We start from the raw sequence: 17516 nt of genomic DNA, 5'->3' as shown, positions 1-17516 counted from the left end.
TGGATCGCTCGCAATTCTCTCGCCTATTTTCCAATAGATGTTAATTTTAATTTGATTACGCGATTTTTCTGCCATGTTTTTTCCAACTCAAGAAGTTTTTGTACATCAAAGAGTAATTTTTGGTATTGAAAACAAAACAAGGAAGAAAGTACACAATCATCGATAATACCGCAGCCAAAAAAACATTTAAGTTCAGATTTCCACCAGACTTGTACCAGGTACAAGTCTGAAAACCACGTAAGGATTTAGTTATGTAGAATCAATAAATTATTGTAAAATAGTATCTAAAAATCGAAGCATAAACTTCATAAATCTCAAAAAAACCGGTAAATGCTTCGAGACTTACAATACAAAGCACCAGGAGAAGTGATGTCAAAGCAAGATGACTTTAATATTGTCCAAAGAGCTGTATCGAAAGGTCTTATTACTAACGAACAGTTACAGAAAGCAATACAATTTCAAAAAGCAAATCAGCAATTTACATTATTACAAATCTTACTCAACTACAAACAACTCACTACCCAAAGCATTCAGCAACTTGTAAACGAAACCAAATTAGGACAGTCAACACAGCAAAATCCTCAACCCAAGTTTTCTCAATCCGGGTTTTCTCAATTCAAACAAAAAAACCATTTCCTTCACTACGAGATTAAAGACAAGCTAGGACAAGGAGGAATGGGGGTTGTATACAAGGCCATTGATACAAAACTTCGTAGAGTGGTTGCTTTGAAATTGATGTTACACAATGATTCTCCCAAAGCTGCCAAAAGATTCATTCGGGAAGCATCGGTTACCGCTCGATTAAAACATCCAAACATTGTAGATGTTCTAGAGTATGGTGATAAACCTTATTGCTTTTTTACTATGGAGTATATTGAAGGGACAACATTTAAAGATTTTTTGCGCCAGGATGAAATAGAACTTTCTCAGCATATACAAATCATTCAAAAAATGGCTACAGCTCTTTTCGAAGTTCATAGCCAGGGTGTTGTTCATCGTGATATTAAACCTGCAAATATTATGATTGATGGGCAACAAAATCCAAAACTTATGGATTTTGGCTTAGCTAAAGTTAGTGACGAACATGGTCTAACGAAAACGGGCAATGTAATTGGAACATTACGTTATATGTCTCCTGAGCAAGCTAATGGCGAAAAGGTAGACAAATACTCCGATATCTATTCTCTCGGTGCAAGTCTATACGAAGTATTGACAGGACGTCCTCCATTTATTAGCCAAACCAGTGTAAACTTAGTAATGCAAATAATAGAAACAGAGCCAGTAAAACCTAGGGTCATCAATCCAGGTATTCCTCCTGAGTTAGAAGCTATTTGTTTAAAATGTCTCGAAAAAGCACCTCAAAGCCGCTATCGCACGGCAAAAGCGTTGGCTAAAGATTTGCAAAATTTTTTAGAAAATCGACCTGTAAGTGCAAAACCTCCTACTATTTGGAAGAGAGGGTACAAGTTTGTATCACGTCATCGCTATGCTGTGATATCGTTTGCTGCGATATATTTTGTGATCTTCATTAGTGCTATTTTTTCTATCGTGCAATGGAAAAAAGCAGAAAGTGAAAAACTGGTAGCGATTGAAGAGCGTACCCAAAAAAGTACGCTTGCAAGAAGCAAGACGATTTCTCTCTGTAAAGTTGCTATGGCGCAAGGAGCAAAAGCACATTATGAAAAAAGATGGCGGGATTGTGGAGCGTTGATGGGAACTTCTTTGGAGTATATTAAAAATCTCGAAGGACCAGATGTAGATATCCTCAGAAAAAAAGCAAAAGGCTACATTCGTTCTTGTGTGCGTGATATAGCTATTATTAGTCAAAGGTTTAATAGTACAAAGAGTATATTTTACTGCAAAGTATCTTTTAGTGTGGATAATTCGCTGATAGCTTTATTCTCACATTCTCAAGGATTTATAAGCAAGAATATATTGCGATTGTTCACAATCTCAGGGGAACATCTACATGACTTGTCTGGGTATTCTCAGGTTTTAAAACAATTAGTTTTCAGTCCTAATAGCAAGTATTTCGCAGCAAAGGGAGGTAATACTGCTACTATTTGGGATGTACAAAGCGGTGATATCGTAGCAACTTTTGATGAAAACGTTGTAAAATCTATAGATTTTACTGAGGACAGTAGATATTTTCTCTTGCACACAAAAGAGAAAATAAACATATGGGATACTGCACAGCATAAATTTGTAGGCGAACTTGGTGAAAAAGTAAAAAAAGCATCCTTTGTAGGAAAAACCCAAGTGTTTTTTGCCAATGGCAACAAAGCAATTGTCCAAGATAGTATGTCAGGAAAAGTTGTTCATGAATTTTCCCATGAAGAAGAAATAAAAGATACTGCTGTTAGCAAAGACAGAACTCTTTTAGCCAGTCTTTCCCAAAAAGAATTCAGAGTTTGGAATGCAAAAAATGGACGGTCGGTATTAAAAAAACGTAAAAGTGGTAACAAAATAAAAATAGGTCTTTCTGGTGTAGCGGTTATAGATACTACCGAGTTAATGTTATTCAATTTAGAAGGGAAAAAGCTAAAGAAGTTAAAATTTAATCGTGCAATCTCAGAAGTAGACTTTGCATTCGGTGGCAATGTTTTAGCAATTACCTCCGATGAGCAACATGTTTATTTGTGGGGGATTCGCGAAAAGCGTTGGTTATGTGCCCCTGCTACTCCCGATAAGATCTCAGATCCTCCCAAATACACTCCAGCGAAATCTTTCACAGGTTTCACACAGTATTTACATGAAAGTGGCGCGGTAACAAATACTGTAGAACGTAAAATTGCAACCCGGGGTGGCTCGCACCTTATCATAATATGGAACATGGACAATGGCAAAGAAGAACAGAGGATAGGTTTTTATGATCGTATTATGCAGCATATCTTTAGTCCTGATGGAAAATTACTGATTGTAGCAACTCTTTATGAAGTTTTCATTCTTAATACGCATAATGGACGGCTTCTCGAGCGTATTAATTTAGGGCGCCCTGATGATAAAAAGCCTGTATTGGGAGGGTTTGGAAACTTTATTTCTTCTATTGCTATTAGTCCTGATAGCTCGATACTTGCTATTGCACGGGTAAAAGAAGTCACCCTAAGAAGAATTGATGGCAACACCGAACTAGCAAACTTGAACCACGAAAAATTCAGCTTTGGAAAAGTACTTTTCAGCCCTGATGGAAAAAATCTGTTAACAACGGCTTTTTCAGCGGGAAAGAAATTTTTGATTTGGGATGTTAGCAATCAAAAAATACTACAGGAAATAGATACTAAAGACCACTGCGTATCGATAGATTACTCTCTTGATGGTGAATTTGTATGTATAGGTACATACAGCGGGGTTTACTTATATAATTCTAAAACAGGAGAGTTGTTACAACAAATTCCAGCGCGCAGAGGATCAGGAGTAGTATTTAGTAAATCGGGGAAGTTCTTATTTTACAGTGACAACGGACGTATAAATATTTTTGACATTCTATATCAAAAAAGTAGTCTCTTTTCAGGCGGAAAATCTGCTTACTCTAGCGAAAATTATTTAATTGCTGGCAGTGGGTCGGGAACATCTGTACTTGATATACAAAATTTAGAGAGCTCTGCACGTACAGAAGGAAACTACAGTACTAACAACAAAACAGCTTTTTTCCCTGGTAGCAAAAAACTTTTTACAAGGGTAGAGAAAGACGTTGTCATCTGGAACACAGATGGCAAAAAGATCTTGAGTTCTTCTCATGATCACATCACCAATGTCGTTATTAATAATGATGGTACAAAAATATGCGTAATATCATGGAAAAAAGTAGAAATAGTTGATGTATCAACGGGAAAAACAATAGCAACTATGGAGAAAGAAACAAAAAACGGTGGTGCTACAGCTGCTTTTTGTCCAGACAATCATTCCATCGTTGTTGGTCGTGGTACAAATATCTATTTGTGGGATTTTATAAAAGACAAAACTTTCAAGCTTTCTAATGAGTTCGGAGCAACCCATTCCATAGAAGTGTCTTCTACTAACAAATTATTAACAGGTAGTGGATATGGTTCTGGAAATAAAAGTGGCGTTGTTACTTTGTGGGATTTGTCGAAAAAAAAATTACTAGATTCTTCAGTCAAGCACCCAAGTGGATCTGTTCGTACAATGTTTCATCCCCAAAAGAATATAATTATGTCGTTTTCTTTTTCACTCGCGGTTTTACAAGATGCAAAAACATATAAGATTATCAATAAATTTCTATTAGCAAGTCCGAATGTCAGTCCTAATGGTAAATATCTCATTGGCAACAGAAAGTCAAAACTGTTAGTTTATAACTTAGAAAATGGCAAGGTCCACGAACTAGAAAACATATCACAGGCTCCTTTTACCAAGACCACTTTTTCGCGAAATAGCAAATATTTGTTTTGCGATTACTCTGAAGGACCTGCGATATTGTGGGATTTAGAAATGAAATCGCCGTTAAAAACAATATACAAACCCACGACATACAGTACTCACTTTGTAGAGTTCAGCCCCGACAATTCAATTTTATTGAACAAATGGTCTGGACGCGAAACTGTTTCTCTGTCAAAAATCGAATGGAATGTTAAGCGTGATAAAGAATATGTTCGACCAAGATGGACGAAACAGTTTTTACCATCCGATCCTCAAAAATATCAAAAAGAATCTATTTTTGATTTTAGAACTGATATTCCTGGCTGGTTGATAGAATACAACCTAGCAGCGACCCCTAAATTATTCACACAGTATTTATTTGAAAGGTCGGTATCGCAAGTTCTCAGTATAAATAAATTCGAAATCCCTCCCGTTTTATGGGAAACAAAATACAAAGCGCATTTAGGATCAAAAGAATAAAAAAACAAAAAAAAACTACTACAAAAAGATAGAAAAAATGCCCAATAATTATGATTTAGAAATGGCACAGAAAGCTGTATCTTTAGGCTTTATTAAACCTGAGCATCTACAAAAAGGTTTGCAAATACAAAAGCAACATCCACATTCCACTCTAATACAGATATTCAAAAAGTACAATCTTCTCAGCCCGCAACAAGTCCAAGAAATAGCGGATATGACTAACTATGATTCTGTGGAAAAAATAGCTATTCTTGAAAAGGTACCACCGCAAAGTAAAATGTTTCTCCACTATCAGATACAAAAAAAGTTGGGTCAGGGAGGTATGGGAGTCGTTTATAAAGTTTTTGATACCAAATTGCGACGTATTGTGGCTTTAAAATTGATGCTAAATACTGCTTTTTCTGAAGAAGAAGCACAGAGGTTCATGCGTGAGGCGTCTGTTACCGCACAGCTAGATCATCCTCATATCGTCAAAATTTTAGAAGTCGGCGATCAACCAAATTGTTTTTTTACAATGGAGTACATCGAAGGTAAAACTTTCAAAGACTTGCTATATCAGGAAACGCCAGAATTTAAAAAATATGCATCGATTTTGCAAAAAATAGCTTCGGCATTGCACACAGTGCACGCAAAAAACTTTATACACCGCGATATCAAACCAGCGAATATCATGATTGATTCGCAAGGGCACCCTAAGTTAATGGACTTTGGTTTGGTAAAGGTAAGCCAGGAAAACAGTTTGACCAAAACAGGGAATGTATTGGGTACGGTTTTGTATATGTCACCAGAACAGGTAAACGCAGAAAAAATAGACAAACGTTCTGATATATATTCTCTAGGAGCTAGTTTATACGCATCTCTTGTGGGGCGTCCTCCTTTTCAGAGCGAAAACTACATCAATATAGTTATGCAGATTCTGAGCATGGACCCAGTTCGTCCCTCTGTTTTGAACCCTGATGTGCCAGGAGAATTAGAGGCCATTTGCCTAAAATGTTTGGAAAAAGATCCTAATCGTCGCTATCACAGTGCAAAAGCGCTGGCCAAAGATCTACAAAACTTCATTGAAAACCGTCCTGTAAGCGCAAAACCACCTTCGATATGGAGCGTGACCTATAAATTCATTCTGCGTCATCGGCTAGCAGTGTTTACCGGCATCGCAGTTTATCTATTGGTAGTTATAGGCGCTATTTTTTCTGTTGTTCAGTGGAAAAGTGCAGAGCGCGAAAAAGCACAAAAAACCGAACTGGCAAGGGAAAGAGCTTTAGCTCTAGCAAAAATTTCCATGACCCAAGCAGCAGAGAATTATCATCACAAAAAGTGGCAAGAATGTGGTGCACTAGTGGGCACTGCGCTAGAATACATCAAGAATATCGAAGGAGAAGATGTTGTCCTTCTTAGAGAAAAAGGAAAGGGTTATATCCGAGCCTGTTTACAGGACATTGGTGTTCTAAGTCAAAAGTATAACTATGGCAGTGGATTACGCTACGATACCATTCATTTTAGCCCTGATAATCAGTACGTAGTAACGTTTTCCTCTTACGAAGAAAATTTTCTCAGTCTATACCATATAAATGGTGACAAGATTATGGATTTACCTGGGCACATTCGCGATGTTAACCTCATTAAGTTTAGTGCTAATAGCAAATACCTTGCAACCGTAGATGAAAACATGATCATTGTCTGGAACATTCCTCGCGGAACAGAAAAATGGCGCCTAGAAAAGAAAGGTCTTTTATCTATTGATTTTGACCCAAACGATAAATTTCTTGTTGCTCGCTCAACGAAAAGTATCTCTTTGTGGAATATCCAAGATAAATCAAAAGTTGAAGAGCTGATGGTAAAGGGGCATGGAGCTGCTTTTTTATCACAAGATGAAATTGTATTTGCTGTAGACAAGGATGTTTTTGTAAGAGACATTGCATCACAAAAAACATATCAAAGGTTTTCAGTTCCAGAAACGATTAATGAACTAGTCGTCGATCATATTACTGGTAACATCGTAACTCTTGCAGGAGATGAATTGGTATTGTGGCATAAAAATAAACCGAGATTTAAAATAAAGACAAAAGGACAAAAGTTACAAATTTCCCCTACCGGAATTGCCTTCATAAACAAAAAACAAGTTGTACTTTATAATTTGCAGGGCAAAAAGATATGGGAATACCAATTCTACAATGACGTTTCGCATATTGATTTTGCATTTTCACACCAAGTACTGGCTATATGTGAAGGAAGTCGTCATATCTATCTATGGGATATTGCAAATAAAAGATGGCTATGTTCTCCAGGAAGACCAAACGCACGCTCTAAAGAAGTACATTACGAAGACCTCTCTCGTAATGCACCTACTTTGAAGATTCAAGATAAAACGATGAGAAGAATATCTCAATACTTACCCGAAGATATTGCCCAAATCAGCCCAGATGAAAAAACATTGGCCATCAGAAATTCATGGCGAATAACAATGTGGGACATAGAAAGCGGCCAAGAGAAATACCAGTTAAGTTACTATGATAACATCAGCGATTATTTATTCAGCCCTGACAACAAATGGCTGATAGTCGCAACTCCATACAAAATATTTGTCCACAACGCTAAAAGCGGTACACTTATAAAACAAATATACCAACGACCAGATAGAAAAAGTCGAATTAACGGTGGTTATAACGCTATTTACAAGATAGACATGACCGCTGATAGCAAAATTCTTGCGGTGGCCAAAACACAAGGAGTCTTACTTCGTGATATCGCAAACAACTATGACATCGCAAGTTTAAAAAATGGAGATGACCTTCTATACAGCAGCCAAGTGCAATTTAGTAGAGATGGTAAAAAATTAGCTGTATCAGGGTCAAGCCAAGATACAAATGTCTTAGTATGGGATACTGCTACGCAGAAACTTCTATATAGAATACCTGTATCTGGTCAAGTTCTATCCATCAGGTACTCTATAGATGGTAAAGTAATGGCTATTGGGCAGTTTGATGCAGTGAGTTTCTTCGATGTTTCTACAGGAAAACAATTATATAAAAAGGTACTCAATCAAACAGAGAAATCTTTATCTTATAGTCCCGGAGATGCTATCTTTCATGGCAAAAACCAACTACTATGTACGGAGCAAGGAAGAATCACGATTGTCGACTTTTCTTTGCAAAAGAGCGGTTTCTATTTTAGTGGTTTTACAGTATTTGATTGTAGTGATAAATTTTTAGTGGGAAGTATAGAGTCAAATCGCTTTTTTTTGAGCACAACAAAATCCTCAATAGCTCTATTTGACATTGCTAATTTGGGTAACTCGATCATAGTCGCAGGTAAATCTCAAAGTTATTTGTATGGCAAGAATTCTTTTCTTCCAGGAAATGAAAAATTTGTAACGTACAAAGGCAATAAGGTATTTCTATGGAATACTTCAGGAAAAAAGTTGTTCACTTACATCGAAAAAAATACAGCTCCTATAAGCCAGGTAATAACACATAACAATGTGCTATTGATTTCTTCAGGAACAAAATGTAGCATTGTCGATATATTGTCAGGAAGACAAATCGCTTTTCTGAAAAAAGACACTCATGTACTGCCTTCTGAATTTGCTTTCGCTATCGATAATTCATCGGCAATTGTCGCCAGAGATAACGACCTGTATTTTTGGGATTATCGAAAAAATAAAGTAGAAATATTACAAAAAACGCATTCCTCTTATCCAACAGATATTACTTTTTCAGCAGATGGAAAACATTTTTTAACCGCATCACAGGGAGAGGTGGTGTTATGGCGTTTTAAGGATAAAAAAATTCTCCATAAAACGGTAGAACATTCTCAAGATAGTGCAGTATCAACTTTTTTTTATCCCCGAGGGTTCGCTTCTTTATCAGAAAATCTGGCACTATTTAGCAATCTCAAAAACTACAAAGTTAGCAACAGGTTTATCGTACAGAAACCAATGGTTAGCCCCGATGGACACTATCTTGTACAAAAAGACGGTGAAGCCCTACTTATAAATAGCTTACAAGATAACAAAACGTACAAACTGGATAATATAAAACCTATAAAGAAACAAAAATTTCTCGCTAATAGCAAATATTTACTATGTGAAACTGCTGACCAAACAGTTATTTGGGATATAAAAAGACAAGCGCCACTCCGAACTATCTACAAACCAGAAAAAGGCGCTGAGGTCGCCCAATTAGACTCTGACGACCAGACAATGCTTACAAATTATCTTTCTGACGACAAAGTTAGTATCTCGCAAATCGCTCCTCTAAAAGCTCGTAAAGCCATACATCCTTTGCCACTGTGGACACTCAATTTTGTCCCACAGCAAAAGCAAAAATATATCAAAAATTCCATTCTCGACTATCGTTTGGATATACCTGGGTGGTTAATTGAATATAACCTAGAAGCCAATCCAAAGCTTTTTACTCAATATTTGTTTCAAAAACGAGTTTCTCCCTTTCAACAGGTAGAAAACTTCGATTTACCTTCGCGTTTATGGAAATTAGAATAGTAGAAATTGTCGCGACATTTTTTGTTATTGGAAAAACTGTCCAGGTAGGATTCGAACCTACGACAACTTGGTTAACAGCCAAATGCTCTACCACTGAGCTACTGGACATAAAAATGAAGGTAATAGGACTTGAACCTATGACATCCTGCATGTCGGGCAGGTGCTCTACCAATCTGAGCTACACCTTCTTATGGAAATGACAGGGTTCGAACCTGCGACCTTCTGCGTGCAAGGCAGATGCTCTACCAATCTGAGCTACACCCCCGTTTTTTGTTTCTGTAAGTAAAGTCGTCTTGCTTTCACTAAATCTTGCATTAAAATAAAAAAAATTTACATTTGTGCTACAACGTTTATATTTTTTGCTGCGTTTGAGATCATAGTGTATAATTGTAGGTGAATTTGTGGCCAAAACAAAAAAGGAGATCACTATGCTTTTAAAATCGCTAGTTGTTTATATGCTCATTATATGTGCAAATGCTTGCCTTTGGGATGAAGAGACTCTTGTTCAAGAGCGATCGATTTTTCCTAGTACTTTGGAACTTATCGCTGGAAAATTTCCTCGTCACAGTACTCATTTTTATCAATGGAGAATAAAGGACCGTTTACAAAAAATCGAAAATGACCACGATAATTTAGCTCTATATGATGATTTGGCTGTTTCTTATGACAAAGTTGGTGAACATAGCAAGGCAATAGAGGTAATGTTGCAAAAGGAAAAGAAATCTCCTGGGTTGTATGAAACTTATGCTAATATGGGAACGTTTTATATTCATAGTCGCCAGTATAAAAAGGGGCTTATTTATATAGATAAAGCGATTGCTATAAATCCTGATGCTCATTTTGGCAGAGAGGTATATCAAAAATATTTGGTGGAGTATTTATTGAGTAAAATGATTGATAGCAAAATAACACTTCCTCTTTTCACTCTCACGGAGAAAGCCAAGCATTATAAATATAAAACCGTTACTGATTATATAAGCAGTTCAAGGAGTAATATTTTTGTAGCGAGTTCGATTTTTAACGGTTTTGTTGATTTTTTACAAAAGAAACAGGGTAAGAAATTCAGTCGCCACAAGGCTGTCAATGGCATTTTGGGGATGATGCGTTTTGGCAATTTTTCTTCCCCTATACTTTTAGAAGTTTTGGCTCACTTATTAATTGAAAAAGAACACCGTCATCATAATGCTAGTAAATTAGCATGTCGTGCTTTTTTACAGGCTTCCTCTCATAGCAAAGACACATCTCTAAAAAAAATATATTATGATTTGGCAAAATTGTGTATATCAGGTCATCGAAATCCAAAGCAAGACTTTGAAACTGAACAAAAACAGTTTACACATGAGCTACAAGACGCCAACAATTGGTATACAAAATTGTGTGAAGATGAAAAAAAATGGATTGCAACGAATAAAGATGTGGAAAAGAAATTTCAAGAAAAATACTACAAGAATATTGCAGTAATTGGTCTTGCAACTACATCAGATATCTCTTTTATAAAAATTATACTCCTTTTTTTGTTAGTCGTTTGCATTTATTTTGCGCTTAAAAAAATCAAAAAATATAGATTTGCTATTTCCCAAACTTCGTAATAAACTTTTCTACAGTTAGAAAACTAAATAATACCTATATTTGAAGGAGCGATCCTAGGATGCTAAAGCATATAATCTTAATACTTGTGATCATATCTATTTTGATTCCCAATATAATGGTAGAAACATCGCCAGAGGCTCAAAATGATGAAGAACAACCTCAAAATGGCGAAAAACAGCCAAACGCTCTAAACCTTAACCCAAAAGACCCAAAAGCGATGGTTACTTTAGGACAGATGTATTACGACGGTAATGGCGTGGAGCAGGATAGCAAAAAGGCCTTCTACTGGTACAAGAAAGCTGCTGAAAAAAACAACGTAAAAGGGTTAGAAAATCTAGCTAACTTTTATGTTTCAGGAGAAGGAACAGAGCCAGATGAAGATAAGGCGATCGAAACGAGTATGAAAGCTATCAAACTTGGTAGCACATACACAATGACAATTATCGCTAATATTTACCTAAACGAAGAGTCCCCTCGTTATGACTATGATAAAGCAATACAGTGGTACCAAAAAGCTATTGATGCTGGCGACACTGATGCGATGAATGAACTTGGAGGATTAAGGAAATACGAAGGTGAATACGACGAAGCCTTGCAAATATTTAAAAAAGCTGCTGAAAAAGATGATACCAATGCCATGTGGGAAATATCAGAGCTCTATAAAGACGGATCTATTGAAGGTGGAACTGAAAAAGTAATAGAATGGCTTGATAAAAGTGTTGATCACGGAGAAATTCATAATATAAGCACTATTGTTGATCTTTACTTAGAAGAAGAAGAACATGACAAAGCTAAAGAATGGCTTCTTAAAAAGTCCAATGCTGGTGTAACACGTGCAATGACAACACTAGGCGACAGTTATTTAGAAGGAAAATGGCTCACTAAGAACACCAAAGAAGCGCTTAAATGGTATCAAAAAGCAGCGAGCTTAAATGATGCTGACGGAGTTCAGATGATCGGCGAAATGCACGAAAAAGGTAATGGTTTTCCTCAAGACTATTCTAAATCGTTAGAGTATTTTCGAAAAGCAGCCGCTATGGGTAAAAGCTACTCGATGTATTGTATAGGTTATGCATATTGTTGGGGTGAAGGCGTTGAAAGAAATATTCCCAAAGCTCTGAAGTGGTATAAAAAAGCTTTTGATGAAGGGCAATATAGTTCTTCTGATGATATTGGCGACATATATGCTGAGGGTGAACTTGGAAAACCAGATTATCACGAAGCCATAAAATGGTACAAAATATATGTAGAATATGAAGACGATGTAAAAACAGCGCTCAAATTAGCAACTTATTACAAAGAAGGTGTTGTGGTATTAAAAGATCTCAAAGAGGCTCACAAATGGACTCTCTTCGCTGCCGAACTCGACCATGAATTATCTATTATTGAAGTGGCGCAAAATTACGAAAATGGTGTAGGAATAGAAGCTAATCAGGAAGAGGCTCTTTCTTGGTATGATACAGGTGCTTCTATTGGTATTCCTATTTGTTTAGCGCAAGCTGGAAGTATGTATATGATGGGAGTAGGAGGAGAGAAAGATGTGGAACAAGGTTTGGACTACTTAGAACAAGCCGCTGAATTAGGTCTAGATCAAGCAATGCTAGGTCTTGGCATGTTTTACATAAAAGGTGATGAAGAACTAGAAATAGAAAAAGATCTCGATTTAGCCAAATCTTGGCTCAGAAAAGCAGCAGATCAAGGGAATGAACCTGCCAAAATGTTGTTGATTACGCTTGAAAAGAAAAAATAGTGACATTAAAACGTATCAGTCTAAAAACCTCTAAAAGCAATTGGAGAAAAAAATGAAACTCTTTATTTTGCTAGCGGTTTTTAGCTGCGTTTTATTAAATGCACAAACAAAAGATTTATAAAATATGATACTTTTCGCCACTACGATAGAGAAACTATTGATGAAGAAGGAACATTGGTAGATGAAGATAATGTTCGTTTTGATGTTCTAAATTTAAAATCCACTGTAGAAAAACAGTTAACCGATAAATTTTTGTTAACAAATGCTAACAAATGCAAGCTACAAAGAATGCAGCCAGGGGTTATCTCCCAATGCACGTAGAAAGATTCCACGCGCTCCATTAAAATCGCGATCAATACGCTTCTTACAAGAAGAGCAATTAAAAAACTTGTGTCCACCGATATTTTCTTTAACATAGCCACAAGAGCTACAAGTTTTGGAGGTATATGCTTCGTTTTGTTCGATAACAATAGAAGACAAGAGCTCAGCTTTAGACTTCAAAGTATTTTTGAACTTGAAGTGCGACCAGTTGAGCATTGCTCTGACTGTTTTTGAGCGTATTTTTCGCTTTGAACGTAGCACCATTTGGCTGGTTTCAAAAGGTGGTATAATAATAATTTCAAAATGTTTGCACAAGCAATTGGCAGTTTTGTGATGGATTTCGCTGATGAGATCTTTGATTTTCCATCGCATGCGATCAGCGGCTTTTTTCATACGCTTTTTACGTCGTGATTTTGCTTTCGATATGCGACTGGTAAGTTGATCGAGATGATGACATAGTCGCACAATACGACCAAAATCACCACAGCCGACTTTGCCACAACTGTGTTTGGTGTAAAAAGTTTGAAAAGATCGAACTCCTGGATCTAAGGCAACGATGTCACTCCTTTGGTTTTCAGGTTTCATGACAGGTTTGCCTTCAGGCTTAACAAGAAAAAAACGTCCTTGTTGGAAAACAACGCGGCAATCAAAATAAGCTTTACCAACAACTTCGCGAAGTAACAATTTTCCCATTTTGCGTTTATAAAAGGAATCTTGCTTTACAGCACTTTTTGGAATGTAGATGCACTCATCGCGTTTTTTGCGACTTTTGAATTTCACTTCCTGCACTTTACCAGTTTTTGCGAACTTCTTTTTGGCATTTTGTACAGCTTTGCACGCATCTTTAATAGCAATTGATTTGATTTGAAAAGGAGTTTCTTTTGACCACTCAGGTAGATCATCAAGTATTTGTTTCTTGATTTTCATCCAGCTTGCAGTTGTATTTGGCTGTTTTAGATAGTGAATCGTTTTGTTGTAAACAAACCGAGCGCAACCAAACCAGTTACGTAGAAGTTGCCGTTGTTTTTTGTTTGGATAGAATCTTATTTTCCTGCTTCTTTTTACTGCTATACCTTCGCATTCCGTGAAGTTTACACGAGAATACGTATATGATCGACATAAGATCTTCTGTGAGCTTTTGTTGTGCATTACTTTTATCTTCTTCGAGAACCACGACTCGCCCACCACCGATTTCCATAATCCACTGGATAAGTCGATATCCAAATCTACTAAGTCTGTCTCTGTGGGTACAAAGTACTTCTTCGATTTCTCCTCTAAGTCCTTGTTCCAGTACTTTGAGCAGCCCTTTTCGTTTGAAGTTGAGCCCTGACCCAATGTCGGTGATGATTTCATGATTTGGATACTTTTCCTTCATAAACTTCTTTTGTCTTTCCAAGTCGTCTTTTTCCTTACTGCTCGATACGCGACAATAACATACTTTTTTCTTTGGCTTTTTATTACCTAATATACTTTCCAAATTGTATCTTCGTTGGTTTGATTTTGTGCGTATTGTTTTGATAAGTCCTTTTTTGTCCCAGTTTCTTAAAGTATTTGCGTGCACTCCTAATATTTCGCAAGCTACTCGACTTGGTACCCACTGCATTTTTTACCCCCTTTTTCACTCCTATTTTAACCTTTTTAATATTTTTAATATTTGTTAGCAAATGTTAAAATAATAATTACTAGTAAACAACCTCTTTTAATATCGTAATAGAAAATAAATCTTTACTTGCTATTGCTGATGGACAACTAATCTACAAGCTGCCAACAACACTTCAATATGTATTCTCGAAACCATTGGGCGTTTACAATAAATCTCATTCAGATAATACAGTCACCTGGCAGTTGAATATTCCGGCAAAATCTACCTTCAAAACGACAATCAAAGTGCTTCCATTATTTCGTTCAGCGATAAATTCAAGTCGGAAATGCTACAACACATTTAAAATATCTAATCTTAGAAAAAATCGAAAAGACAGGGAATTATCAATACCTTTAGAAATAGTGCCTTTTACTAGCAAAGATTCAGCAAAATAGTTAGGAAAAAAATGAAGAGTACTATATTATTGTTTGTTTCTATTTGCACTCTACTAAATGCGCAAACGGAAAAAATAAATTTGGAATCGTCAATACAAATCAAAGTGAGAGCAAGCGCACGCTCTGTTTCTACCGATAAGAAAGCGATGTTTATTGTTACGCTTAAAAATTTATCTGTTAACGCTATAACAACCCAAGTTTTTTATGAAGTACCTAGAGAATTAGAATATATATCTTCTAATTTTAAAGCAAAATACAACGAAAAAACCAAACCTGCAAAAAATGACTATACTTTTCATGAAAAACCAAAAAACACACTTCAGTGGAAAATAACTATTGCTGGAAAATCGACAACAAAAATAAGAGTAATTATGCGCGGAATACACGGATGTTCACGCGTTAACAATGTTTTTCAAGTTTCTTATTTAGGTATTCAAAAACAAGACAATATATCTATTAGAGTAGAACACTGAGTCAGTGCTTTTCATCTGAGTGCATATGACACAGATGATCCTTGTGCCGTTGGTATGAGAACTACATATGTGATTACTATACTTAATGAAGGAACTTTCATAATAACAAACGCTAAATTGACAAATCGGATTCCAAAGCAAATGAAGTTTATAAAAGCAGAGGTTGACGCTCCAAAAAACAAACAAGCAAATAAAATAGAGTATCGCTACAACAAGGAAGAACATCAAATTCATTTTGACTCAATTGTTTTTTTACCGCCAGGAGACAAAGTAATTTATAAAATTGTATGCGAAGCTATTAAAGAAGGAAGTGCAAAAAATACCGCATATGTAATATATGATCAATTCAAGAAAAGAATTATTGATGAAGAAGGGACAAGTATTTATAAAGAGTAGGACTATTCCTTGAAAAAGAAAATCGCAGCTATTCAGTAAAAACAGTAGGGCGTGTCATCATTCAAAATATTGTGTGTTTTTTCGAGCCCGAGCCCGTTTGCGAGCCCGTTTCCGAAACTTTCACTAACAATTTATCAAAGAAGCAAAGTTTCTTTTTCCATCCAAAAAACTAGTATTGAACCAATAAATCACTTTCTGTCGCTCTCAAAAAGTTTTCGGGCGCGGGCTCGCAAACGGGCTCGGGCTCAATACTACTGGCGTATCATTAAATGAATCCGTTATATTTTTATCTGTATTGAATGATGACACGCCCTAATTCTTTTTCCTATTGTGCTTATTGCGATACCATCAATTTTTGTGCATTAGAGATTATAAAAATGCCAAAGTCACTTTTTTACAAATAACATTTTTAATTTAGAATTTTTGTTTTTTTGAGCTATATCATATGGGGTAAAACCTTTGTTGTTTTTTACCGCAGAATTTGCTCCAACGTTTAATAGCATTTTTATAGTGTTTTCCATTTTGCCATGCGTTTGGGTTGCTATATGAAGAAGAGTATTCCCTTCTTTGTCTTTTAGATTAACTAGCTGCAATCGATGTTTTTTGCTGAACGTTTCGAGTATGGTTTTTTCTCGTCTTTTGACTAGTTGAAAAAGAACATTTGGGTAGTTTTTTACAACGAGTGATGATAACCAGTGGTATGAGAATTGTGTTTTGAAAATATTGCGACCACTCTTGCTAAGAGTAAATGCATTTATTATATCGACAATATCTTTTTCTAAAATAGATGCTTTAATAATTTGCACTGCGTTTTTCATGTGAGATGTGTCAGGAAGTAAAATAGGAATCATTTCCCAATTTTTGCATTTAACTACATCAATCAATATTGCAGAAAGGGAAAAACAATAGAAACCAGTTATAATATTCACAATACGCATCGCTATTTTCTTGTGCTCATCTAGTTGAACATTATTATTTCTTAGTAAAATAGAAAGTAGTATATCGCATTCTGCCACTGGTATACCGATGTTTGAGACAAACATTAGGCAAATCATTTGATAACTGTATTCGTGTATTTGTTGTTGTAATGGATGTTCGGTAGTTATATGCATATTATCTATTAACCAATAAATTGCAGAACTACCACCATTTCCCGCGTAGGCTTTTTGTTCTAATAAAAGAGATCCAGCTTGCACAGTGAGCCATATAATTTCATTTGCAAGATCAAGGTCTTGTTGTTGTGTGAAATCAGGAAGACTTTTTATGGCTTTCGCAACATTAAAATTCCCTAACTCGTTTTTATCTAATAGCTCAGCGCTAGCTCCTATTTTTACTAATTCTCGTAAAGAGTTAAATACTTCACTAGCAATATCGAATAGGTTATGTATTTTTGAGCGCCAAAAAAAGCTTTCTAGCTTCTCAAATTCATCTTTAAACGCTTTATCTAGTCCTTCTATAGCTGACAGGGAAAGTTGTGATCGAGTATTTCTTTGGTATTCTTGGAAAGACTCAAGTAATGAGTATACATTTGTATTTTCATGTTGTACTTCTTCCCACAAACAAGTAGGAAATAATCGTTTTTTAGATTTCACGT

At 36.0% G+C, this 17516-nt stretch carries 9 protein-coding genes and 3 tRNA genes; 6 read left to right on the top strand and 6 right to left on the bottom strand.

Features of this window, described 5'->3' with window-relative positions:
• The first annotated feature begins 369 nt into the window (after nt 1–369).
• A complete protein-coding gene (locus tag UABHE_RS32715) occupies nt 370–4854 on the top strand; it encodes a protein kinase (protein WP_372367675.1) in 4485 nt (1494 codons plus the stop codon).
• A 37-nt stretch (nt 4855–4891) separates the two neighbouring features.
• Nucleotides 4892–9355 (top strand): protein kinase, encoded by a 4464-nt coding sequence (locus UABHE_RS32710; protein ID WP_372367674.1) that lies wholly within the window; start codon nt 4892–4894, stop codon nt 9353–9355.
• Nucleotides 9356–9391: 36 nt separating this feature from the next.
• Here UABHE_RS32710 and UABHE_RS32705 read toward each other — a convergent pair.
• The 3 genes from UABHE_RS32705 to UABHE_RS32695 all read right to left on the bottom strand — a co-directional run bounded on the left by UABHE_RS32705 (nt 9392) and on the right by UABHE_RS32695 (nt 9620).
• Nucleotides 9392–9463: transfer RNA gene (locus UABHE_RS32705), tRNA-Asn, on the bottom strand.
• A gap of 6 nt (nt 9464–9469) precedes the next feature.
• Nucleotides 9470–9543, bottom strand: a tRNA-Val gene (locus tag UABHE_RS32700).
• A gap of 3 nt (nt 9544–9546) precedes the next feature.
• Nucleotides 9547–9620, bottom strand: a tRNA-Ala gene (locus UABHE_RS32695).
• A gap of 163 nt (nt 9621–9783) precedes the next feature.
• On the opposite strand from UABHE_RS32695, the gene UABHE_RS32690 reads away from it, so the two are divergent.
• On the top strand, nt 9784–10944 hold the full coding sequence (locus UABHE_RS32690; RefSeq protein WP_372367673.1) for a hypothetical protein: 1161 nt from the start codon (nt 9784–9786) through the stop codon (nt 10942–10944).
• 59 nt (nt 10945–11003) lie between these two features.
• The gene (locus UABHE_RS32685) at nt 11004–12695 is read left to right on the top strand and encodes a tetratricopeptide repeat protein (RefSeq protein ID WP_372367671.1); all 1692 of its coding nucleotides are present in this window, start codon (nt 11004–11006) and stop codon (nt 12693–12695) included.
• Between the two features lie 279 nt (nt 12696–12974).
• Here the strand turns inward: UABHE_RS32685 and UABHE_RS32680 are convergent, their stop codons facing one another.
• Together UABHE_RS32680 and UABHE_RS32675 are read right to left on the bottom strand one after the other, a co-directional pair.
• Nucleotides 12975–14063: an RNA-guided endonuclease InsQ/TnpB family protein gene (locus UABHE_RS32680; protein WP_372371705.1), complete on the bottom strand. Its 1089-nt coding sequence runs from the start codon at nt 14061–14063 to the stop codon at nt 12975–12977.
• Nucleotides 14020–14619: an IS607 family transposase gene (locus UABHE_RS32675; protein WP_372367669.1), complete on the bottom strand. Its 600-nt coding sequence runs from the start codon at nt 14617–14619 to the stop codon at nt 14020–14022. Before UABHE_RS32675 ends, UABHE_RS32680 begins: the two co-directional genes overlap by 44 nt.
• A gap of 445 nt (nt 14620–15064) precedes the next feature.
• On the opposite strand from UABHE_RS32675, the gene UABHE_RS32670 reads away from it, so the two are divergent.
• Both UABHE_RS32670 and UABHE_RS32665 read left to right on the top strand, forming a co-directional pair.
• Complete coding sequence (locus UABHE_RS32670; RefSeq protein WP_372367668.1) at nt 15065–15526, top strand: hypothetical protein; 462 nt, start codon at nt 15065–15067, stop codon at nt 15524–15526.
• A 15-nt stretch (nt 15527–15541) separates the two neighbouring features.
• Nucleotides 15542–15922: a hypothetical protein gene (locus tag UABHE_RS32665; protein WP_372371704.1), complete on the top strand. Its 381-nt coding sequence runs from the start codon at nt 15542–15544 to the stop codon at nt 15920–15922.
• Between the two features lie 386 nt (nt 15923–16308).
• Here the strand turns inward: UABHE_RS32665 and UABHE_RS32660 are convergent, their stop codons facing one another.
• Nucleotides 16309–17514, bottom strand: coding sequence for a hypothetical protein (locus UABHE_RS32660; protein ID WP_372367667.1), 1206 nt, complete (start codon nt 17512–17514; stop codon nt 16309–16311).
• Nucleotides 17515–17516: the final 2 nt, after the last annotated feature.

The organism is Candidatus Uabimicrobium helgolandensis, assembly GCF_041508025.1.
In the GTDB taxonomy this organism is placed as follows: domain Bacteria; phylum Planctomycetota; class Uabimicrobiia; order Uabimicrobiales; family Uabimicrobiaceae; genus Uabimicrobium; species Uabimicrobium helgolandensis.
Note: the sequence above shows the minus strand (reverse complement) of the source record. Positions and strands in the feature narration are given on the sequence as shown.

Coding starts and splice junctions, on each gene's coding strand:
- UABHE_RS32715 (WP_372367675.1), top strand. CDS start 370: ATGTCAAAGCAAGATGACTTTAATATTGTCCAAAGAGCTGTATCGAAA.
- UABHE_RS32710 (WP_372367674.1), top strand. CDS start 4,892: ATGCCCAATAATTATGATTTAGAAATGGCACAGAAAGCTGTATCTTTA.
- UABHE_RS32690 (WP_372367673.1), top strand. CDS start 9,784: ATGCTTTTAAAATCGCTAGTTGTTTATATGCTCATTATATGTGCAAAT.
- UABHE_RS32685 (WP_372367671.1), top strand. CDS start 11,004: ATGCTAAAGCATATAATCTTAATACTTGTGATCATATCTATTTTGATT.
- UABHE_RS32675 (WP_372367669.1), bottom strand. CDS start 14,619: ATGCAGTGGGTACCAAGTCGAGTAGCTTGCGAAATATTAGGAGTGCAC.
- UABHE_RS32670 (WP_372367668.1), top strand. CDS start 15,065: ATGAAGAGTACTATATTATTGTTTGTTTCTATTTGCACTCTACTAAAT.